This is a genomic window from Mesoflavibacter sp. CH_XMU1404-2 (assembly GCF_037029465.1).
In the GTDB taxonomy this organism is placed as follows: Bacteria; Bacteroidota; Bacteroidia; order Flavobacteriales; family Flavobacteriaceae; genus Mesoflavibacter.
Genome location: NZ_JAYMEM010000002.1, coordinates 1 through 23250 on the forward strand (window position 1 = coordinate 1; position 23250 = coordinate 23250).

21 protein-coding genes are annotated in these 23250 nt (G+C 31.5%); 11 read left to right on the forward strand and 10 right to left on the reverse strand.

All coding sequences use genetic code 11. The features are described 5' to 3' along the window. On the forward strand, positions 1-1759 hold a 1759-nt coding region (locus WA327_RS01265), incomplete at its 5' end, for a T9SS type B sorting domain-containing protein (protein ID WP_336065546.1). A 99-nt stretch (positions 1760-1858) separates the two neighbouring features. Here the strand turns inward: WA327_RS01265 and WA327_RS01270 are convergent. After that, a complete protein-coding gene (locus WA327_RS01270) occupies positions 1859-2761 on the reverse strand; it encodes a NifU family protein (protein WP_336065549.1) in 903 nt (300 codons plus the stop codon). Between the two features lie 262 nt (positions 2762-3023). On the opposite strand from WA327_RS01270, the gene WA327_RS01275 reads away from it, so the two are divergent. Then, a complete protein-coding gene (locus tag WA327_RS01275) occupies positions 3024-4040 on the forward strand; it encodes a type IX secretion system membrane protein PorP/SprF (protein ID WP_336065551.1) in 1017 nt (338 codons plus the stop codon). Positions 4041-4096: 56 nt separating this feature from the next. Here WA327_RS01275 and WA327_RS01280 read toward each other — a convergent pair whose 3' ends face one another. Then, the gene (locus WA327_RS01280) at positions 4097-5101 is read right to left on the reverse strand and encodes an SIMPL domain-containing protein (RefSeq protein WP_336065554.1); all 1005 of its coding nucleotides are present in this window, start codon (positions 5099-5101) and stop codon (positions 4097-4099) included. Between the two features lie 208 nt (positions 5102-5309). Here WA327_RS01280 and WA327_RS01285 point away from each other — a divergent pair, with 208 nt between their 5' ends. The 3 genes from WA327_RS01285 to WA327_RS01295 all read left to right on the forward strand — a co-directional run bounded on the left by WA327_RS01285 (position 5310) and on the right by WA327_RS01295 (position 9004). Continuing rightward, complete coding sequence (locus WA327_RS01285) at positions 5310-7475, forward strand: histidine kinase (RefSeq protein WP_336065556.1); 2166 nt, start codon at positions 5310-5312, stop codon at positions 7473-7475. Positions 7476-7522: 47 nt separating this feature from the next. Continuing rightward, positions 7523-8257 (forward strand): LytTR family DNA-binding domain-containing protein, encoded by a 735-nt coding sequence (locus tag WA327_RS01290; protein WP_027880468.1) that lies wholly within the window; start codon positions 7523-7525, stop codon positions 8255-8257. Positions 8258-8488: 231 nt separating this feature from the next. Beyond that, positions 8489-9004 (forward strand): gamma carbonic anhydrase family protein, encoded by a 516-nt coding sequence (locus tag WA327_RS01295; RefSeq protein WP_336065558.1) that lies wholly within the window; start codon positions 8489-8491, stop codon positions 9002-9004. Positions 9005-9133: 129 nt separating this feature from the next. Here the strand turns inward: WA327_RS01295 and WA327_RS01300 are convergent, their stop codons facing one another. Both WA327_RS01300 and WA327_RS01305 read right to left on the reverse strand, forming a co-directional pair. Beyond that, complete coding sequence (locus WA327_RS01300) at positions 9134-9355, reverse strand: hypothetical protein (RefSeq protein WP_336065559.1); 222 nt, start codon at positions 9353-9355, stop codon at positions 9134-9136. Between the two features lie 57 nt (positions 9356-9412). Beyond that, entirely contained in the window at positions 9413-10207 is a 795-nt protein-coding gene (locus WA327_RS01305; protein WP_336065562.1) for a DUF2797 domain-containing protein, read from the reverse strand. Between the two features lie 43 nt (positions 10208-10250). On the opposite strand from WA327_RS01305, the gene WA327_RS01310 reads away from it, so the two are divergent. Continuing rightward, complete coding sequence (locus tag WA327_RS01310; RefSeq protein ID WP_336065563.1) at positions 10251-11765, forward strand: GH3 auxin-responsive promoter family protein; 1515 nt, start codon at positions 10251-10253, stop codon at positions 11763-11765. Between the two features lie 244 nt (positions 11766-12009). Here the strand turns inward: WA327_RS01310 and clpX are convergent, their stop codons facing one another. From clpX to WA327_RS01340, 6 genes are all read right to left on the reverse strand, one after another. Beyond that, complete coding sequence (clpX, locus tag WA327_RS01315) at positions 12010-13242, reverse strand: ATP-dependent Clp protease ATP-binding subunit ClpX (RefSeq protein WP_336065565.1); 1233 nt, start codon at positions 13240-13242, stop codon at positions 12010-12012. A 15-nt stretch (positions 13243-13257) separates the two neighbouring features. After that, positions 13258-13935, reverse strand: coding sequence for an ATP-dependent Clp endopeptidase proteolytic subunit ClpP (clpP, locus tag WA327_RS01320; RefSeq protein ID WP_336065568.1), 678 nt, complete (start codon positions 13933-13935; stop codon positions 13258-13260). A gap of 131 nt (positions 13936-14066) precedes the next feature. Then, positions 14067-15395, reverse strand: coding sequence for a trigger factor (tig, locus tag WA327_RS01325; RefSeq protein ID WP_336065570.1), 1329 nt, complete (start codon positions 15393-15395; stop codon positions 14067-14069). A gap of 128 nt (positions 15396-15523) precedes the next feature. Continuing rightward, positions 15524-15877 carry a phage holin family protein gene (locus WA327_RS01330; RefSeq protein ID WP_336065572.1) on the reverse strand — a complete coding sequence of 118 codons (354 nt, stop codon included), beginning with the start codon at positions 15875-15877 and terminating at the stop codon, positions 15524-15526. 22 nt (positions 15878-15899) lie between these two features. Further along, the gene (locus WA327_RS01335; protein ID WP_336065575.1) at positions 15900-16661 is read right to left on the reverse strand and encodes an alpha/beta fold hydrolase; all 762 of its coding nucleotides are present in this window, start codon (positions 16659-16661) and stop codon (positions 15900-15902) included. Then, entirely contained in the window at positions 16662-17375 is a 714-nt protein-coding gene (locus tag WA327_RS01340; RefSeq protein WP_336065577.1) for a pyridoxine 5'-phosphate synthase, read from the reverse strand. A 94-nt stretch (positions 17376-17469) separates the two neighbouring features. Between WA327_RS01340 and WA327_RS01345 the strand changes: the two genes are divergently transcribed. From WA327_RS01345 to WA327_RS01365, 5 genes are all read left to right on the forward strand, one after another. Further along, complete coding sequence (locus WA327_RS01345) at positions 17470-18129, forward strand: CBS domain-containing protein (RefSeq protein WP_336065580.1); 660 nt, start codon at positions 17470-17472, stop codon at positions 18127-18129. A gap of 1 nt (position 18130) precedes the next feature. After that, a complete protein-coding gene (locus tag WA327_RS01350; protein WP_336065582.1) occupies positions 18131-19000 on the forward strand; it encodes an NAD kinase in 870 nt (289 codons plus the stop codon). A 98-nt stretch (positions 19001-19098) separates the two neighbouring features. Then, positions 19099-19788 carry a DUF6089 family protein gene (locus tag WA327_RS01355; protein ID WP_336065584.1) on the forward strand — a complete coding sequence of 230 codons (690 nt, stop codon included), beginning with the start codon at positions 19099-19101 and terminating at the stop codon, positions 19786-19788. A gap of 54 nt (positions 19789-19842) precedes the next feature. Further along, on the forward strand, positions 19843-20526 hold the full coding sequence (locus WA327_RS01360; RefSeq protein WP_336065669.1) for an isoprenyl transferase: 684 nt from the start codon (positions 19843-19845) through the stop codon (positions 20524-20526). Continuing rightward, positions 20498-23113 (forward strand): outer membrane protein assembly factor, encoded by a 2616-nt coding sequence (locus WA327_RS01365; RefSeq protein ID WP_407942423.1) that lies wholly within the window; start codon positions 20498-20500, stop codon positions 23111-23113. Before WA327_RS01360 ends, WA327_RS01365 begins: the two co-directional genes overlap by 29 nt. The last annotated feature ends 137 nt before the right edge of the window (positions 23114-23250 follow it).

The window sequence follows — 23250 nt, forward strand, 5'->3', positions numbered from 1 at the left end:
TAATGAAGATCCAGACAACCCAGGATCAGCCATTAATCCTCAAACTATATATGTAAGAATAACAAATGGAGATGATGAAACAGGCTTAAATGGAACAGGATGTTTTACTTTAGTAGATTTTGATATTACAGTAAACCCATTACCAGTAGTAAGTCCAATCGAAGATTACATCATCTGTGAGTTAAATACAGATGAAGTAGCAGGCTTTGATTTAGAAAGTAAAACCGATGAGATATTAAATGGTCAAAATGCAACAGACTTTACGGTAACATATCACGATACCCAAGCAGATGCAGACTCAGGAATCAATGCTTTGGTAAGCCCATATAATAACACAAGTAACCCACAAGTTATTTATGTCAACATTACAAACACAATCACAGGATGTGATGTTACAACAATGTTTAATATAGAAGTTAACGAAGCAGCGCAAGCTAATCAAGCAATGCCAACATATTATGAGTGTGATGATAATATAGAATTTGATGGAGACCCAACAGACGATCAAGTACAATTTGATTTATCAAGTCAAGATGTAGCAGTACTTATGGGGCAAGATCCAGCAAACTATATTACAAGCTACTACGAGACTTTAGCAGATGCAGAAGCAGCAACAAATGCCTTACCGTTATTATACGAGAACACTTCAAATCCACAAGTTATTTATGTACGCGTAGATAACAATACGATGGAAGTAACACCATTAGCATTAGATTTAGCAGCATTAACATCACCTATTGATTTTAACGGAGATGGGACAGTTGATACTATGGATACAGATGGAGATGGCGTGTATGATTTAATAGATGTAGATGGAGATGGCGTTTCAGATGCAACAGATACAAATGGTGACGGTCTAATAGAAGAAATAGATATCGATGGAGATGGAATAGCAGACGCAGTAGATTTAGACGGAGATGGTAATGTAGATAACTTAGCAGACAGCTCAGTGTGTTATGAGATAGCAACAATCACATTACAAGTAAACCCATTACCAGTAGTAGATTTGGATACAAGCTATTTATTATGTGTAGATACTAATGGAACAGAAGTGATCAATCCATTAGTTATAGATACTGGATTAAGCACATCAGACTATACGTTTGAGTGGACACTAGGAGGAACCGTTGTAGGAACAGGAAGTAGTATTATGCCAACACAAGGAGGCACTTATACAGTAACTATAGAAGATAACCTAACAGGTTGTACAAGCACAGATACTACGTTAGTAGAAGAAAGTGCGCCGCCAAGTATCGTCGCAGATGTGATAACACCAGCATTTGCAGAAGTACACAGTATACAAGTCACAGCAACCGGAACAGGAATCTCAACTTACGAGTTCCAGTTAGATGGAGGACCGTGGTATAACAATGAGCCAAACGATAATACTTACATCTTTAATGACGTAAGTGGCGGCGAGCATACTATAACGGTAAGAGATATCAACGGATGTGGAGAATCAAGTACAACGGTAATGGTGATGGATTATCCACACTTCTTCACACCAAACGGAGATACGTATAACGAAACTTGGCAGATCTACGGAATCAGTGATCAGCCAGATGCAGTGATATACATTTTTGATAGATACGGAAAGCTGTTAAAGCAATTAAACCCAACAGGACCAGGATGGGATGGAAATTACAACGGTAACCCATTACCAACAAGTGACTATTGGTTTACAGTAGAGTATAGAGAGCCAGGAGATACAAGTGATGTGAAGAAGCAATTTAGAGCACACTTTACCCTGAAGCGATAGGAAGTAATCCTAGCCAAATAAAACAATAACAAATAGAAACAAAAAAAGCCTGAACATAACGTTCAGGCTTTTTTGTTAAGTGTGTTTTAATGAAATTAATTAACCGTTAATAGCTACTACGGTATTAACTTTACCTGGTAACATTTCTTTAAGCATGTTTTCTATACCGTTTTTTAGTGTAAAAGTAGATGATGGGCAACCACTACAAGCACCTTGTAAAACAACTTTTACGCTTTTAGAAGGTTCATCATAAGACTCAAATTGTATGTTACCACCATCGCTAGCAACTGCTGGCTTTACGTATTCCTCTAAAATATTTATGATCTCTTGAGATGTTGTGTCTAAGTTTTCAAAGTGCTGCTCAACTTTTTCGGTAGATTTTTCAATAACTTCAGGAGCATCAGGATTAATAATATTTTTACCTTCTTCTATATAATTTTTTATAAAATCTCTAAGTTCCAACGTAATATCATTCCATTCTGCAATATCATATTTGGTGATAGAAATATAGTTTTCGTCAAAAAATACATTTTTTACAAATGGAAAATGAAAAAGTGCAGTCGCCAAAGGAGATGTTTTTGCTTTTTCAATAGAGTCATATTCGTAAGTTGCAGTAACCAATTTTTTATTAGCAACAAATTTTAAAGCAGCAGGATTAGGTGTACTTTCTGTATATACCGTTACAGGTACTTTTTGTGTAGTTGCAGTTTCGGTAACAATAACTCCGTTGTTATTTAAATAGTTTTCAATTTGTTCTGCAACTTCATCTTTAACATCATCCCATTCTACAATATTATAACGCTCTACAGCTATAAAATTACTAGAGATATAAACCTTCTTTACAAAAGGTAAATAGAATAATTGCTGTGCTAAAGGAGAATCTTTAGCTTCATCTATGTTGTTATACTCATAATTTTGATGCTTTGTAATAAACTGATTAACATCAAATTTGATAATTGTTGGGTTACTTGTATTTTGTATAGTGATTTTGTAAGTGCTCATACCATTAATTTTTTTGCAAAAATACTAAAACAATAGCAGAGATATCCATATATTTGAGGTTTATATATGTTGAAATATTTAAATTAACTTTAGTATTTAAGCTAAAAGAATTTTATATTGAAACCTTTAACTATTTTCAACTTAATTATACGCTCTAAATTTATATATTTACAAACGTTTATAATTTTTTGCTTAAAATTAAGTTATAATCATAGTTAATTTGAAATAACAACAGACCATACGACCTCGGAAAAAAGAGATTATGAGATTAAAAAATATTCTATTTATAGCAATTGTAACTTTATTTGGTTCGCAATTTGTCAAAGCTCAAGAAGGACTTCCTATTTATTCAGATTATTTAACTGATAACTATTACTTAATTCATCCATCTATGGCTGGTGCTGCTAACTGTTCAAAGGTTAGAATTACTGGTAGACAACAATGGTTTGGAGATGAAGATGCACCAAGATTAATTACGGCAAGTGTTAATGGTAGAATAGGAGAATCGCAATCTGGTGTTGGAGCAATTGTATATTCCGATAGAAATGGATACCATTCTCAAACAGGAGCTTACTTAACTTATGCACATCACTTAATGTTTTCTCGTAGTACAGCAGATTTAAACCAGTTGTCTTTTGGTTTAAGCGTTGGAGCAATTCAATATAAGTTAGATGAAACATCTTTCTTAGCAGATGGATATGATCCATTAATTGCTGGGATAGAGCAATCTGCAACTGAGTTTAATGTGGATTTTGGGTTCTCTTACAATCTTTACGATTTTTATGCACACGCAACAGTAAAGAACTTATTAAACAACGATGGTGTAAACTACAATAATAACCCTGGTAACTTAAACTTTAACAACTTAAGAACTTACATCTTTACAATTGGTAATACTTTTGGTAGTTATGGAAGCGAATGGAGCTTTGAGCCTTCAGCATTATTTTTATATAGAGAATCTACAGAAGAATCTCTTTTTGATGTAAACTTAAAAGTTTATAAAGAAATGGACTTTGGTAAAGTTTGGGGAGGATTATCTTACAGACGTTCTTTAGATGGCGCAGAGTACTTAGACGGACAATCTGTAAGCAGCCAAAAGCTTCAATACCTTACGCCGCTTTTAGGAGTTAACGTAAAAGATTTTATGTTTGCTTATTCTTATAACTATCAAACAAACGATATCGTTTATAATAGTGGTGGTTTTCATCAAATTACTTTAGGTTATAACTTTAACTGTGGTAGAGCAGCTTATAGCTGTAACTGTCCAGCGGTTAACTAGATTAAAAAAATAAATAAAAAAAGCCTTGAGATTTCTCAAGGCTTTTTTGTTTGTAATTATTTAGTGTCCAATTCTTTTACATCAATATCTCCATTTGGCGAGATTACGTAATATTTACGTTCAATTTCGGTTTTTACTATTGGTTCTGGCTTGGCTTCTATTGGTTTTGGATTGTAGTGTAATTTAATTTCCATACCAACTTGTACAACGGGCTCTAAAACAGAAGGATTAACGACAATATCATAATTTTCGTACGTTAAAGGCTGGTAGTAATAAGATGTTTGTTTTTTTACAGTTGTAACTCCTCTTTTTTGCTTTAAAGCTTCAAAAGAAATGCTGTTAAATGCTTGATAATGGTTGTAAAAATCTTTTGGGAAGTAACAATACTTTTGATCTGCCATTAGAACGTTATATTCTTTTAAATCAAACCCTAAAACCGAGTAATATTCTTTTTTATTTTTAATTAATGCTAAAAGTTGAGTTTGTAGGTTTTGGTAGACTTCAGCAATATTATCAATAAAATAATCCACCTTAACAAGATTATACACTTCATTATTAGCACAAGCTGAAAGAATGTTTTCAAATTGACTAGTTTTCGTAAATTGAATATGAATATTTTGTTGAAGTTCAAATCCTTTCGGGACTTCAGTATATGTCTTACTAAATAATTTTTTGGTTACTTCGACTTCGTAAACAGGAATAAATGAAATAACATCAATAGCAATATCACTTTCTTTCAATCCAATTTTAGTCAATTCACTTTTAATATTTTCAATTTTAATGCTCATTAAATCTTTTGTAGCTTCTGCTGTTTCTGCAATTTGAGAGATATTAAAAACTGCTGTGTAACTAGATGCTTTTACATTTTGTAAAGCTCTAACATCAATAATTAAAGTGCTGTTAGGATTTAGATTTTGTTGCATACGTTTAGGAGAGTGACCATAAACAATAGCATTACCAGCAATATTAGCTCTTGATATTTCTTGATTAAAATTACCCTTATGTTGTGCTTTAACAGTTGCAACAATTAGGATAAATAAAAGTAAGCGAAGGTTTTTCATAATTTGTTTTTTTAAATTCGGCATAAACTTAAAAGCAACTTTTTTCAATAAAAACAAGCAATGAGTTAACGGTATATTTAATTGAGTTAATGGAAAAGATGATTGAGTAAAACATGCTATTTGCCTAGTTTTTAAAGCAAAATATTAAAAATGGCATTTTATTTAATGGGCTAAAACGTGTAGATTTATACTCGATATTTAATTTAAAATGAAATTTTTAAAATACCTTTTATTAACGATATTCCTATTGTTTAGTTTTCAAATTGTAAGTGGGCAAAATAATAGCTCACTTAACGATGCTGAAACTTTTACTGTTAGAGGTAATATTAGAGAAAGCGATAGTCGTGATCCAATATCTGATGCAGATATACAGGTGAATGGTGGTAGCTATGCAAAATCTTCTTTGGATGGTACTTTTAGAATTCAAGTAAAAAAAGGTGATCAAATTATCATTAGTCACGATGATTTTGAAACTGTTTACTATACCATTAAAGATGATGATGACATCACCGTTGAAGTAGAGCAAGTTGGAGTATACGGTTACGTGCAAAAAATAAAAACAAAAGAAAACACTTTTAGAAGTGCAATAGATTCGGCACAGTTTTATAAGAAAATTTCAGCAGAAAAAAGTATTCAATTTATTACAGAAAGTATTTCAAAAAGTACATCTGTTAAACAAAATGCGCAAGCATTTGAAGTTTTGGGCGATATAAATATGTATTGGAAACAATACGATTTAGCTACTACAAATTACCGTATAAGCCTTAAAAATGATGATAATATAGATGTAAAGTTAAAGTTAGCTAAAGCTTATTTTCTCAATAACAACTATCAAAAAAGTCTAGATATTTATAATGGTTTAGAAGATAAAACCTTAAATAATTGGCAGCAAATTGAAAAACATGAAGGTTTAGGAGATGTTTATTTAGAACAAAATAAAACAAATCAAGCAACACAATCTTTTAAACAAGGATTAAAGGTCGCCGAAGACAATAAGATAAAACCAAAAATCACAGATTTAAACTCAAAATTAGGTGACGCTTACAGTGAAAGCGGTAACAAAAATGAAGCAGAAAGCTATTTTACAAACTCTATCAATTTAGCCTCTAAAGAAAACAAAGCCAAAGCGTTAGAGCAAAAGATAAAAATAGCCGATTTCCAGAATACAAACCGAGCATTTGATAAAGAAATTCAATTAAGAAAAGAGATTATCAAAGATATTGATGTAATTGAAAAAGATTCAGTCATCACTAACGAAAGTGCTTTAACCAAACAAAAACAAAACTATAAAATTGGTAACGCTTATTTTTTAAAAAATAATTTAGATGAAGCTATTCCGTACTTAGAAGAAAGTATTGAAGAAGCCGATAAAAAAGAAGATTTAATAGTTAAAAAAGACGCCACCAAAAAGTTAGCCGATGTATTTGTAGCTTCTGGTAATTTTGAAAAAGCTAAAGAAGCCTTTAACGCTTATACAGAAGCAGTTGACCAGCTTTACATAAAAAAAGAACAAGAAATATCTCAAGCAGCAAGAATTTCAAAAAGTATTGCCGAAAAGCAAAATCGTATTCTTTCGCTAGAAAATGACAGACAACTTACACTTAGCCAAATGCAATTGTCTGACGAGAAAAACAAGCGCCAACAACTTATTATTTACTCATTAATTGGCGGTTTATTTTTATTAGCTGTCTTGGCGTATTTAATGTATAAATACATCAAACAACAAAAATTAGCTAACAATTTACTGGCTTTAAAATCTTTAAGAAGTCAGATGAATCCGCACTTTATCTTCAATGCATTAAACTCGGTTAACAGTTTTATTACCACTAATGACGAGCGTACAGCTAATAAATACCTTTCTGATTTTTCAAAATTAATGAGAGCAGTTTTAGAAAATTCAGAAGAAGATTTTATTCCTTTAGAAAAAGAAATTCAGCTAATAGAATTATACACCAAGCTAGAGCATTTCAGGTTTAAAGATAAGTTTGATTATAAAATTTCTGTTGAAGACACTATAGATATAGAAGCTTATAAAATACCGCCAATGCTATTGCAACCCTATATAGAAAATGCAGTTTGGCACGGATTACGTTACAAAGAAGAAAAAGGAATTTTAGAAATTAAAATCACTAAAAAGCGTAAAGACGAAATAGAAATCACTATTGCAGATAACGGTATTGGTCGCAAAAAATCTAAAGCATTAAAGACCGAAAATCAGAAAAAACATAATTCAAAAGGCTTAGGAAACATAAAAAAACGAGTTACTATCTTAAATGAAATGTATAAAGATAAAGTTGATATCAGCATAGAAGATAATCAAACAGATGCAGACGATGTTGGTACAAAAGTAATAGTAACTTTAAAGAAGGATTAACAAAAAAAAGCTTCAGACTTCGGTCTTCAAGCTTCAAACAAAATACAATGAAACTAAACGCTATACTAGTAGAAGACGAAGAACAAAGTAGAACAATTTTAAAAAACTACTTGACCAAATACTGTCCAAAAGTTAATATTTTAGGAGAAGCTTCAAACATAAACGAAGGTTTAGAACTCATAAGAAAACTAGATTTAGACCTCGTGTTTTTAGATGTAGAAATGCCTTACGGTAATGCATTTGATTTATTAGATAAGGTTGGCGATCGTAATTTTGAGACTATTTTTGTAACCGCATATAATCACTATGCAATGGATGCATTAAATGCGCACGCGTCTTATTATTTAATGAAACCGATAGATATAGACGAGCTGATTAAAGCAGTAGATTATGTTGCCGAAATAAAAACCAAAGAAGACGCTTTACAAGACCAAGTACTAATCCCAAAAACCAATAGTGTAGAAGGTAAAATAACCATTCCGCAGCAAGATGGCTTTGAAGTATTAAACACCAAAGACATTTTGTATTGCAAGGCAGATGATAATTACACACAAATTTTCTTAAATAATAACAAAAAGAAATTAGTTAGTAAAACGCTTAAATATTTTGAAGATATTTTATCAGAATCTGGTTTTGCACGAGTACATAAAAGTTACTTAATAAATGTCTCAGAAGTGGTTAAATACGTTAAAGGAAAAGGCGGAAGCGTTATCTTAAGCAACGGAAAAGAAATTATGGTATCTGCATCCAAAAAATCAGGATTATTATCGTATTTTAATTAAAATTCCTGCGCAAGCAGGAATCTCTAAGAAAGAAAACAATTAATAAACGTTGTCAGGTTGAGCGCAGTCCAAAACTAAATTATATATCAAATTCAGTTCATATATATTGAAAAGTATGACCAAAACATAAAATTTAACATACGTCAGTTCGAGTGTTTTGCGAACTATGAGCAAAATGTATCGAGAACAAGTAGTAATTCGTAAATCAAAAATTTAAAACCGTAAATCAAAATGCCAATCATAAAACCAGTAAACGGTAAATCACCACAACTTCCAGAAGACTGCTACATTGCCGAAAACGCAACAATAGTAGGAGACGTACAAGCAGGTAACCAATGTAGTATTTGGTTTAATGCCGTAATACGTGGCGATGTTCACTATATAAAAATGGGTAATAAAGTTAACGTTCAAGATGGAGCTGTTATCCATTGTACGTATCAAAAATACCCAACAAACATCGGTAATAATGTGTCTATAGGTCACAACGCTATAGTGCACGGATGCACCATAAAAGACAATGTTTTGATAGGAATGGGCAGTATTGTAATGGATAATTGCGTGGTAGAAAGTAATAGTATTATTGCGGCAGGCGCAGTCGTTACGCAAAATACGATAGTCGAGTCTGGAAGCATTTACGCAGGCGTACCAGCCAAAAAAGTAAAAGACATTAGCGAAGAACTAATTAATGGCGAAATCAACCGAATAGCCAATAACTATGTTAAATATTCTAGTTGGTTTAAAGAATAATGTTGTCATATTTTTTGGGCGTTATCCTATCGGGTCGGGCTTTCGGCAGTCGCAATCAAAGATGTGCTCCAACAATGCCTCAATCCCTAACGTTAACATAATCAATGGTCATTTATTAAAGCAAAATGACTAACGATAATCAATAGGTCGGTCTTCATAAAAATGCTTAAACGTTTTGTCGGTTGTATAGTTATCTGTTAACACTTTGTAAACCATAACCCCAACTAAAACTTGACCAATACAGGTTAAATAAAACACCCAATTAAAAGGCATATTCATGGATACCATTATAGTAACGGTAACTAAAAGTATGGTAGTAATTGCTACCCAAAATAGCACTGGAATTTTCATAATTGTAATTTTTATTTACAAATTACTAAAAACCAGGATTTTAATGCGTTAATGTAATTATAAAATAGAGATGTTTACAACATAACCTTCATTACTTCTAATGTTACAAACTGTATCATCTTCAAAAATTAAATATTGACCTTTAATACCTTTTAAAACGCCAGTATATGTTTTGGTCTTTTCAAAATTTAAAGATTTTGGTTTTTTAGGATATTGCAAAACGGGGAAGTGTATTTCGGTTTCGCTATTATTTTCAATAAAGTATTCTTTAGCTTCATCTGGTATGTATGCTTTCAAACGTTCACGCCATTCTACTAAATTTTCATCTTTAATATCATTTTTAAGCATGGTACGCCAGTTGGTTTTGTCACTAATATGATCTTTTAACGCCACTTCTGTAATGCCGGCAAGGTAACGGTTTGGGACTTCTACAATTTCAATAGCTTCATGAGCACCTTGGTCAATCCATCTGGTTGGGACTTGTGTTTTTCTGGTAACACCAACTTTAACGTTGCTAGAATTGGCTAAATAAACAATATGCGGTTGTAATTGTACCTTTTTTTCATACTCTAAATCTCGGTCTTCAATATCAAGATGTGCTTGACTTAATTCGGGTTTCATAATCCAATCTGCAGCTTGTGGTATATCAAAAAAACAGCTTTTACAAAAGCCTTGACGGTAGATTGGTTTATTTAAACGACAGTTTAAACATTCATACCCAACAAATTCAAATGTTATGGTTTTGTCTAATAGTTGATTAAAGTTTATAAAGTCGTTTTTAAAAACCAAATAGTAAGAGATTGGGTCTAAAAACTCAGTCTGCATTTTTGTTAAAACACCTTGGTAGGTCATAAAAAAAAGTATTATTTTTAAAACTTTAAAGATACAAATAACTATGCCATTTCCTCTTGTTAATTCTATTGCTTCTTGGTTTTTAAAGAAGCGTTTTCACCAAATAGAGTTATTCTTAAAGTATCCTAATGAGGTGCAACAAGAGTTACTGTCTAATCTTATCGATATTTCAAAAGACACAGAAGTTGGTAAAAAGTATGACTTTTCTTCCATAAAAAGTTATAAAACTTTTGCTGAGCGTGTACCAATTTCATCTTATGAAGATATACAAGAAGATATAGAACGCGCACGTAAGGGCGAACCCAATATTTTTTGGCCAAAACCTATTAAGTGGTTTGCAAAATCTAGCGGAACGACCAATGCCAAAAGTAAATTTATACCTGTAAGTATGGATAGTTTAGAAGACTGTCACTATGCGGCTAGTAAAGATTTATTATGTATGTATCTTAATAATAATGAAGAGTCGCAGCTTTTTACAGGTAAAAGTTTACGACTTGGAGGTAGCAAAGAACTATACAAAGAAAACGGTACTGCTTTTGGCGATTTAAGTGCTATTTTGATAGATAATATGCCGTTTTGGGCAGAGTTTAGTAGTACGCCAAGTAACAAAGTAAGTTTGTTAAGTGAATGGGAAACTAAAATGGCTGCTATTGTAGATGAAACCATTGAAGAAAATGTAACAAGCCTTGCTGGCGTACCAAGTTGGATGTTGGTTTTACTTAACGATGTTTTAGAGAAAACAGGAAAAAACAACATTTTTGATGTTTGGCCAAACCTAGAAGTTTACTTTCATGGTGGCGTAAGTTTTAACCCATACATAGAACAATATCGCGCTATTCTTCCGAAGAAAGAATTTAAGTATTACGAGATTTATAATGCTTCTGAAGGCTTTTTTGCAATACAAGACCAAAACTATTCAGGTGATTTATTGTTGATGCTTGATTACGGGATTTTTTACGAATTTATTCCAATGGATACTTATGGTACAAAAGACGAAAAAGTAATACCGTTAAGCGAGGTAGAGTTAAATAAAAACTATGCAGTTATTATTACTACAAACGCAGGTTTATGGCGTTATAAGATAGGTGACACCGTAAGATTTGTATCAATTAGCCCTTATAGAATAAAAGTGTCTGGTCGAACAAAACACCATATTAATGTGTTTGGTGAAGAATTAATTATAGAAAATGCAGAAGATGCACTTAAAAAAGTGTGTAAAAGAACTCAAGCAGAAATTAAAGACTACACTGCTGCGCCAATATTTATGGAAGGAAAAGAAAAAGGTGCACACGAGTGGCTAATAGAGTTTAAAACACCTCCAAAAGATATTAATTATTTTAGTGAGTTATTTGATAACGCGCTTAAAAGCTTAAATTCAGATTATGAAGCTAAACGTTATAATAATATGACTTTAAACAAGCCTAAAATTAATGTGGCAAGAGAAAATTTATTCTACGATTGGCTAAAGAAAAATAACAAGCTTGGTGGACAACATAAAGTACCAAGATTATCAAATACACGTCAGTATATTGATGAACTACTTTCTTTAAATAGTTAAATTTATTTACTGTATATCTTTTTATTTCAGAGAATTAAGTACAGATTAATTTGGAAGTTATTTAAAAAATAATTACATTTAAATGCTATTAATCTGACATAGGGGAAAACGTCAAATTAACATTTAATTGGAAAACCACTTTATATTGGTAAATGTATAAAGTGGTTTTTTTATTAGTGGTATTTATAAAAAAACCACTCAAAAAAATGAGTGGTTTAATTTTATTTCAAAAAGCGTTTACTAATTAAGAAACTGCTTTAAGTTTTTTAAGTTTTGTTTTACTTAACTTTTCTTCAGCGTAAGATTTTGTTACACTAAACTTTTTGGTTTCACTACCAGGTAGCTCAAACATAGCGTCTGTTAAGATTTCTTCACATAAACTACGCAGACCTCTAGCGCCTAATTTATATTCGATAGCTTTTTCTACGATGTAATCTAAAGCGCCATCGGTTATGTTAAGCTCAATTTCATCCATTTCAAACAGTTTTTTGTATTGTTTGATAATAGCATTTTTGGGCTCGGTTAAAATGGCTCTTAGTGTTTTATCATCTAAAGGATCCATATAAGTTAAGACAGGTAAACGACCAATAATTTCTGGGATTAATCCAAAGTCTTTTAAATCTTTAGGAATGATGTATTGTAACAAGTTATTTTGGTCAACAACTTCTTCTTTAATAGAAGCGCTATAACCTACAGCTTGCATGTTTAAACGTTTTGAAATAACACGTTCTATACCATCAAAAGCTCCTCCAGCTATAAATAAGATGTTTTCTGTATTTACTTCTATAAACTTTTGGTCAGGATGTTTACGTCCGCCTTTTGGTGGTACGTTAACTACTGTTCCTTCTAAAAGTTTTAATAACGCTTGTTGTACGCCTTCACCAGATACATCTCTGGTAATTGAAGGGTTATCACTTTTACGCGCTATTTTATCAATTTCATCTATAAAAACAATACCTTTTTCGGCTTTGTCAAGATTGTAATCTGCTGCTTGTAATAGTCTAGTTAAAATGCTTTCTACATCTTCACCAACATAACCAGCTTCTGTAAGTACTGTTGCATCTACAATAGCTAAAGGTACGTTTAGCATTCTGGCTATAGTTTTTGCCATTAATGTTTTACCTGTACCGGTTTGTCCTACCATGACAATATTTGATTTTTGTATATCAATATCGTCGTTGCTTGCTGGTTGTAATAAACGCTTGTAATGGTTATAAACAGCTACAGACATTACCTTTTTTGTATATTCTTGACCAATAATGTATTGATCAAGGAAGGTTTTAATCTGCAAAGGTTTTTTTAGCATTAACTCTGCAGATAAACCATTATCATCGTTTTGTTTAGATTCTTCTACTACAATACCATGCGCTTGTTCTATACATCTGTCGCATATATGAGCATCTAAACCAGCAATTAATAAATTTGTTTCTGGCTTTTTCCTACCACAAAATGAACACTCTAATTCTTCTTTTGCCATTATTAATTTTAAATTTTACTCGCCTCTAGTTAAAATTTCGTCAATCATTCCGTATTCTTTAGCTTTATCAGCTTTCATCCAATAATCACGATCACTATCATTGTAAACTTTATCGTAATCTTGTCCAGAATGTTTGCTTATTATTTTATATAATTCTTCTTTTAAAGTAAGGATTTCTCTAGCAGTAATTTCGATATCGCTTGCTTGTCCTTGTGCCCCACCTAAAGGTTGGTGAATCATAACGCGCGAGTGTGTTAAACCACTACGTTTTCCTTTTTCTCCTGCACATAATAATACTGCTCCCATAGATGCAGCCATACCTGTACAAATTGTTGCTACATCTGGTTTTATAAACTGCATGGTATCATAAATACCTAAACCAGCGTAAACACTTCCTCCAGGAGAGTTAATATATATTTGAATGTCTTTGTTAGCATCTACACTTTCTAAAAACAATAATTGTGCTTGTATAATATTTGCTACTTGGTCATTAATTCCAGTACCTAAAAAGATAATACGATCCATCATTAAACGAGAAAATACATCGAAGATAGCAATGTTCATTTGGCGCTCTTCAATAATATTTGGCGTTAAATTAGTTGGATACATACTACTAATAATTTTGTTATAGTAGTTACTGTTTATCCCTTGGTCTTTTATAGCAAACTTTTCAAATTCTTTTCCGAAATCCATAGTTATAATAAATATGTTTTTAAATAAAATTAGGCGTTGTTAATTTGAGTAAACAACGCCTAAAGATAATGATTATTTTGTTAAACCTATACTAAAGAATGTATTGCTTTTTTAGAGGTTTAAAAGGAAATTTATTTATCTCCGTAAACTTCTTTTACAAACTTATCGTAAGATAATTCTTTAGTTTTGATGTTTGCTTTTTCTTTGTAAAGTTCTAGTAATTTTTGGCTAACTACTTGCTCAGAAATACGTCTAACTTCATCTTGATTTGATAATACACGTGCTGCAATATCATCTAATTCTTTGTCTGAAGGATTTAATTGTCCAAACTGTGCCATTTGCATTTTTATCATGTTTTTAGCACTGTCTTTTACGTCTTCAAAATCTACTTTTAAACCATGGTCTTCCATAAGTTTTGCTTCGATTAATTGGTAACGTAAGCTTTTTTCAGACTTTTCGTATTCTTCTTTAGCAGTAGCTTCATCCATTTCTTTTTCACCTGCAACTTGCATCCATTTTGTTAAGAATTCTGCTGGTAAATCAAACTTAGTGTTTTCTACTAAATACTCAGTAACGTCGTTTAATAGTTTTTGATCAGATTGTTGAACGAATTGCTTTTCTGCATCTTCTTTAATCTTTTCTTTTAACTCGGTTACAGATTTTACGTTGTCTTTTCCAAATAACTTGTCAAATAACTCTTGATCTAAATCTGCTAATTCACGTTTGTTAATTTCAGTAATTGTAAATGTTACTTCAATGTCTAAACCATGAGCATCATCATGAGCTACTTTTAAAGCATGCATTAACTCGTGATCATCTTCGTAAAGACCTTTAGTCTTTAAAGTGATTACATCACCAGCTTTAGCACCGATAAATTTCTTTTCTATAGCTTTTCCTTTAAACTTGTCTAAAGTTAAAGTTACAGTGTTGTCAATTTCTTTTTCTTCGTTTTTGAAAGTACCAGTTATCTCGCTATCTTTTTCAACAGTGTCTTGAGATACTAATTTTCCGTATTGTTTTTGGATACGCTCTATTTGCTCATCTATCATTTTGTCATCTGCTACGATGTTATAGTGCGTAATGGCTTTTTTACTTTTAATATCTACAGAAAATTCTGGAGCTAAACCTAATTCAAATTCAAAAGAAAAATTATCTCCATCCCAATCTATATCATCTTGTTGTTTTGGTAACGGTTGTCCTAAAACGTCAAGTTTTTCTTCTGTTAAATATTTATTTAATGCATCTTGAAGTAATTTGTTTACCTCGTCTACCAATACAGCTTTACCATATTGTTTTTTTACCATTCCCATTGGTACATGACCTTTTCTAAATCCAGGAATGTTAGCTGTTTTACGGTAATCTGTTAAGATTTTTTCTACTTTATCACTATAGTCTTCTTTAGCGATATCTACTTTTACTACAGCATTTAATGCATCAATGTTTTCTCTTGTAATATTCATTATAAATGATATAAAGCCCGCTTAAGGGCATTTAACACTAGTTTTTAATTTAAAAAGGAGTGCAAAAGTACTACTTTTTTACACTCCAACCAATTTTTTAAGCTGTTGTATTTCAGAGTTTTTTGTGTTTACTCAGATTTTTTATCTGTTTTTAATAAAGATTGTAAAATCGACTGTAAAATAGATAGTAAAATACTGAATAAAATAGCGGTCCAAATACTTGAAACAGCAAAACCATCTATAAATTTATCTGCTAATAAAATGATAAGTCCATTAATTACAAAAAGGAATAATCCTAAGGTTAAAATAGTTGCTGGTAACGTTAATATGACTAAGATAGGTTTTATTAAGAGGTTTAGAATAGCTAGTACTAATGCAACAATAATTGCAGTTACATAGCTGTCTACACTAACGCCGTTTAAGACATGAGCTAAGATAAATACAGCAACTGCGTTAAGTAAAAGTCTAAGAATTTGATTCATAATTTATGTGTTAAGAGTTATTCTAATTTACAAAATTAATTACAGCTTCGTAGAATTCTTCTGGGTTTTCTGCATGTAGCCAATGTCCAGCGTTGGTAATTGTTTTAATCTCTGCTTTTGGGAATTGTCTTTTTATAATAGCTTCGTCTTGTGAGCCAATATATTCGCTTTTATCACCTTTTAAGAATAATGTGTTTTTATCAAATTTAAAATTAAGTGGAAGAGCTTCGCCAATCTCACTAACATTTTCAGTTAATGCTTCAAGATTCATTCTAAAGGCAAGTTTTCCTTTTTCTATCCAATATAAATTTTTAAGTAAAAATTGTCTAACGCCAACTTGCGGGATAAACTTAGCTAATTGTTTATCTGCTGCACCACGACTTTTAATTTGATCAAAATCAAAACTGTTTAAGCCAGCTAAAATAGTATCGTGATGAACAGGATAAAATCTAGGTGAAATATCTGCAACAATTAAATGATTTACTAATTCTGGATATTTACAGGCAAAAAACATAGCTGTTTTTCCGCCCATAGAATGCCCTAAAACAATAGCGTCTTCAATGTTATGATGTTTAAAATAGTGTTTTAAATCTTCTGATAATACTTCATAATGATGGTCTGAATCATGAAAACTTCTACCGTGATTACGTTGGTCTATTAAATGAACTTCGTAATGTTCTGCAAATTGATTTCCTAAAGTTTTCCAGTTGTCACTCATACCTAAAAAACCATGAAGAATAACAAATGGTTTGCCTTGACCAAGTATTTGTGAATATAAAATCATTTATTTTAGTTTGTTTTTATACATGTTTATTACATTTTCTACACCTAAGTATAGGCTTTCTGCAATTAAAGCATGACCAATAGATACTTCTAATAAATTAGGAATGCTTTGTTTGAAAAATTCTATATTATCTAATGATAAATCATGACCAGCATTAACACCTAAATCTAAACTATCTGCTAATTTTGCACAATCTGCATAAGGTATTACAGCATCTTTGTTGCCTAAGCTGTATTGGTGTGCAAAAGTTTCGGTGTATAATTCAATTCTATCAGTTCCGGTTTCTTTAGCGCCTTCAATTTGTTTTAAAACAGGATCAACAAAAATGGATGTTCTAATTCCGTTAGTTTTAAATTCTTTTATAACTTCAACTAAAAAGTCTTTGTGTTTAATAGTGTCCCAACCAGCATTACTAGTAATTGCGTCTATGCTATCAGGTACTAAAGTAACTTGTGTAGGTTTTGTTGCTAATACTAAATCTATAAATTTTGGTATTGGATTACCTTCTATATTATATTCTGTATAAACAACAGGTTTTAAATCGTGAGCATCTTGATATCTAATATGTCTTTCGTCAGGTCTGGGATGGATAGTGATTCCTTCTGCACCAAAACGTTGTGCGTCTTTTGCAAATTCAACAACATTTGGTACATCGCCACCACGAGAATTACGTAAAGTAGCAATTTTATTAATATTAACGCTTAATTTTGTCATTAACTTAAAGTTTATTTTAACACAAAAATACGAACTCTTAAAGGCTTTTTATGCTAAAATTTAATTAATTTGCATAAACAAAAAGTTAAACTAAATGAATCTTTCAGAATACATTTTAAACGATATTAAACCTTTATCAAGTGCTGATAAAATAAGCGATTTGCAATTGCTGTTTAATCAGTTAACCTTCTCGCATATACCAATTAAGGATCAAAATGATGTATATATAGGTTGTGTTTCTGAAAATGATGCACATTGTTTTAAAGGCTCTGAAGTGATAAGCGATATAGCGTATTCTGTAGAAGGTTTTTTTGTAAGAGAAGAAACTAACTGGTTAGATGTTTTAGAGGCTTTTGCTCAAAACCACACTAACATAATGCCTGTTTTAAATAAAAATAATAAATACTTAGGGTATTATGAGCTTAATGATGTCATTGGATTGTTTAATGAAACTCCATTTTTCTCGGCAAACGGAGGAGTTTTAATTGTAGAAAAAGGTATTCAGGATTATTCATTTAGCGAAATTAGTCAGATTGTAGAAAGTAATAATGGAAAATTATTAGGTGCTTTTATTTCAAAAATTGAAAATGATGTGGCTCAAATAACCTTAAAAATTGGTAATACCAGTTTAAATGATGTTATGCAAACCTTTAGAAGATATAGTTATAACATAGTGTCTGGTCATGAAGAAGATACCTATTTAGAAGGCTTGAAAGAACGATCGGATTATTTAAAAAAATATCTAGATATTTAAGATGAAGGTTGCTATTTACAGTCAATTTCAAAAGAAAAAACCTTTAGCATCTTTAGAAGTATTACTAGAGGTTTTAGAGAAAGAGAATTTTGATGTTTTTATTGAAGAAACCTTTTTTAAAAACATTTCATCCAAAATAAAAAAGACATTAAACACTTTTTCTAGTTTAGATAGTTCTTACGATTTTTTAATAAGCATTGGTGGTGACGGTACAATTTTACGCGCTGTGACGTTAGTAAGAGATTTAGATATACCAATGGTAGGAATCAATACCGGTAGGTTGGGTTTTTTAGCAACCATTCAACATGACGAAATTGAAGACGCTATAAAATCTATCATAGAAAAAGACTATAATATTTCAGAACGAACATTATTAAGTATTTCAGTTTCTGAACCTAATAAAGAAATCGAGTCGTGCAATTTCGCCTTAAACGAAATAGCAGTTAGCCGAAAAAATACAACATCTATGATAACGGTTGAAACCGAGTTAAATGGAGAATATCTTACGTCTTATTGGAGTGATGGTTTAATAATCTCTACACCAACAGGATCTACAGGGTATTCTTTAAGTTGCGGCGGACCAGTAATTACACCCAAAGCAGCAAGTTTTGTATTAACACCAATTGCGCCACATAATTTAAGTGCAAGACCTTTAGTTATAGAAGACTCAATTACAATAAAACTTAAAGTAGATGGTAGAGAGAAAAAACACTTAGTATCTCTAGACTCGCGTATTGCAACTCTGTCTAATAAAACAGAAATCACTATAAAAAAAGCCCCATTTTCTGTTAAAATGATTTCACTTCATAATGAAACGTTTCTAGATACGCTTCGCAAAAAATTACTTTGGGGAGAAGATAAGCGTAATTAAACAATATTTTTTGCCTAAATCTGTTTAAATGAGTAACTATTTCAATAGAATTGTTATAGGCTAATCTTATTTATTATATTTGCAAACTTTGAAGATTTATGAGGCAATTAACAGTAATCATAATAACACTATTTAGTATACAATTTAGCGCTGCTCAAATACACGAAATTGGCTTGTATTTAGGCGGTTCTAACTTTATAGGAGATGTTGGTGCAACAGATTATATTGCGCCAAAAAACCTAACTATAGGTGGTATTTATAAATGGAATAGAAGTCCGAGACATTCGTATAGAATTTCATTACTGTTTAGTGAATTAGAAGGAATTGATAAAAACTCTGATGACCCAAGTCGTCAAATTAGAGGGTTAGAGTTTAATAGTCAAATTATAGAATTATCTGCCGGAATGGAGTTTACTTTTTTAGATTTTAATCTTCATAAAGGTGGTTTTGTATCAACACCATATTTATATACAGGTGTTACCGTAACAAAACACGATAATTTTTTCTTGGCTAATTCAGGTCAATTAGAACCAGAAGGAACCGAGAGTTTTGCATATGGTATACCAATGGTAGTTGGTTATAAAGCAGCAATTGCACAACATTTTGTGTTAGCTTTTGAAATTGGTGCACGCTATACATTTTCAGATGAAATTGATGGAAGTGTACCCGATGCAGAAGAGCTTCAAAGTAGAAGCTTTGGAAATTTAAATAATAATGATTGGTATACGTTTACAGGTGTAACCTTAACCTATACCTTTGGAAGAAACCCTTGTTATTGCGCATTTTAAGTGAGTATTGATAAAATAAATAAAGACTATTTACCAAAACATCTAGCTATTATAATGGATGGAAATGGTCGTTGGGCAAAACAAAAAGGAATGCTTCGTGCTATAGGTCATGAAAATGGAACTAAAGCAGTTAGAACAACAGTAGAGTCTTGCGCAAAGCTAGGTATAGAAAATTTGACACTTTATGCATTTTCTACTGAAAACTGGAATAGACCAAAGCTAGAAGTAGACACGTTAATGAAACTTTTAGTGTCTTCATTAAAAAAAGAAATTAACACACTTTTAGATAATAATATAAAATTAAACGCAATAGGTAATTTGTCACTATTGCCAAAAAAAGTGTACAAAGAATTACACGAAGTTATTGAGTTAACTAGTAAAAACACACATATGAATCTGACTTTAGCACTTAGTTATGGCTCTAGAGAAGAGTTAGTTACAGCTGTTAAAGAAATCAGTAATAAAGTTAAAAATAATATAATTTCTGAAGAAAGTATTGACCAGTCAGTTATAAATAAGCATCTTTACACGCACAATTTACCAGATGTAGACTTGCTTATACGTACTAGTGGAGAGCAACGTATAAGTAACTTTTTGTTATGGCAAATAGCCTATGCAGAGTTGTATTTTACACCAGTACTTTGGCCAGACTTTACAGAGCAACACTTAAGTGAGGCTATTATAGAATATCAAAAAAGAGAACGACGATTTGGGAAAACAAGTGAACAAATTAGCTAAACAATTACCATTGAAAACAGCATTACAATACGTTTTAATTACCTTCATATTTGCCATGTCTGCAATAGGTAATGCACAAGAACTAGACTACGAAGACGGTAAAAAATATAACCTTGCCGGTATCACTGTAAAAGGAAACACAACCTTTAGTGAGCAAACCATAATCACTTATTCAGGTTTAAGAAAAGATACCGAGATTCAAATACCAGGTGAGCAAATAAGTAACGCTATAAAAAAGCTATGGAACTCTAACTTATTTAGTGATATCGAAGTTTATCTTGTAAACACAGAAGGTAATGACGCATTTTTAGAAATCAGATTGTCAGATCTTCCAGAGTTAAATGAAGTAACTATTACTGGTATTAAAAAGGGTAAAAAAGAAACAGTAATAAAAGAAAATAAGCTAGACAAAGGAACAAAAGTTACAGAAAACCTTGTGACAACAACAAGAAACTATCTTGAAAGTAAATACAGAAAAGATGGATTTTTAAATGCAGATGTAAAAGTTAACACAACCGAAGTTGTAAATGACTCTCTAATCAAACCGCAAGTAAACATGTTTGTGGCTATTGATAAAGGAGAAAAAGTAAAGGTTAAGAAAATTAACTTTGAAGGAAACGAAGTGCTTTCTGATAAGAAGCTAAGAAAAGCTATGAAAAATACGAAGCAGAAAAACCCGATTCGTATTTTAAAACGTTCAAAATATATAGAAGCAGATTACAAAGAAGATTTAACGTCTTTAGTAAACAAGTATAAAGAAATAGGATATAGAGATGCGCGTATCATTTCTGATACATTGGTTTACAACGGAGAAAAAACAGTTTCACTTAATATTAAAGTTGAAGAAGGAGAAAAATATACTTTTGGTGATATCACCTTTATAGGTAACACAGTATATTCTGATGACTTTTTAAGAAGAAAGTTGAGACTTGAAAAAGGAGATACTTATAATGGTGTAGAATTACAAAAAAGAATAGCTGACGATTCTAGACCAGATGCAGATGATCTTACAAACCTTTATCAAAATAACGGATATTTATTTTCAACAATAAATCCAGTTGAGGTTAATGCAGACGGTAATGTTATTGATATGGAAATTAGAATAAGCGAAGGTAAACCAGCTTATTTTAATAAAGTAACTGTTGTTGGTAATAATAAAACTAACGATCATGTTATTTATAGAGAAATAAGAACACGTCCAGGAGAATTGTATAGTAAAGAAAATGTTGTTAGAACAATACGAGAGTTAAGTCAACTAGGATTTTTTGATGCAGAACAATTAACACCTAACTTTAAAAATGTAAATCCAGAAGAAGGAACAGTAGATATGGAATATTCTGTTGTAGAATCTGGTTCTAGCCAAATCGAGCTTCAAGGAGGTTACGGTGGTGGTGGATTTATTGGGACATTAGGTTTGTCTTTTAATAATTTCTCTTTAAAAGATATTTTCAAAAAGGAAGCATATAAACCAATCCCAATGGGAGATGGACAACGTTTAGCATTAAGATTACAAGCAAGTAGATTTTTCCAAACCTATAGTTTCCAGTTTTCAGAACCTTGGTTAGGAGGTAAAAAACCAGTGCAGTTTTCTACTTCTTTATCACAAACAAAACAATTTTTATATAATCCTGTAACTAGAAATGCAGATAAAGACAGACGTTTTAATATTACTGGTATTACATTTGGTTTAGCTAAGCGTTTATCAGTTCCAGATGATTATTTTACATTATCTCAAGCGATTAGTTTCCAACATTATAATTTAAAAAATTACAACACAGGACTCTTTACGTTTGGTGATGGTTATTCAAACAACTTATCCTACACAATTGGATTAACTCGAAACAATACGTTTAACGACCCTATTTTCCCAATGGGTGGATCTAACTTTTCTGTGACAGCTAAAATGTCTGTGCCATATTCAATGTTTAATAATGTTGATTATGAAGCTTTAAAGGAAGAAAGAGATGAAAATATAAGCATATTAAACGATCCAAACAGTACTACAACTGAAAGAAATACAGCTTCAGATAGAGTTAGTCAAATTGACCAAGAGCGTTTTAAGTGGTTGGAGTTTTATAAAGTTAAATTTAAAGGAGATTGGTACACTAAATTAGTAGATAAACTAGTTTTACGTCCTAGTGTAGAGTTTGGTTTCTTAGGAGCTTATAACCAAGATAGAGGAGTAATTCCTTTTGAAAGATTCTTTGTTGGAGGTGATGGATTAGGTAATTACAGTTTAGATGGTAGAGAGGCAGTTGCATTAAGAGGATATCAAAATCAAGCGCTTTCAAGTCAAGATGGTGGATCTATTTATAATAAGTTTTCATTAGAATTACGCTATCCTATTACTTTAAAACAATCGGCTAAAATTTATGCATTAACTTTCTTAGAAGCGGGTAATTCTTATAATGATTTTAGAGAGTACGATCCTTTTAACTTAAAAAGATCAGCAGGGTTTGGTGTAAGAATATTTATGCCTGCATTTGGATTATTAGGTATAGACTTTGGTCACGGGTTTGATCCACAACCAGGAGAAACTTCAAAACACGGTTGGGAAACACACTTTATTATCGGACAACAATTTTAAAAAACTATGCTAAAGCCCAATAAAATAGGTAAATGCACTTGTTAGTTTACTAATTTTTTTATTTTTGGCACGATATTTTCTATTAACAAAATGAGGATTTAATAAAAGAATTAAAATTTTTATAATTAAAATTCGTT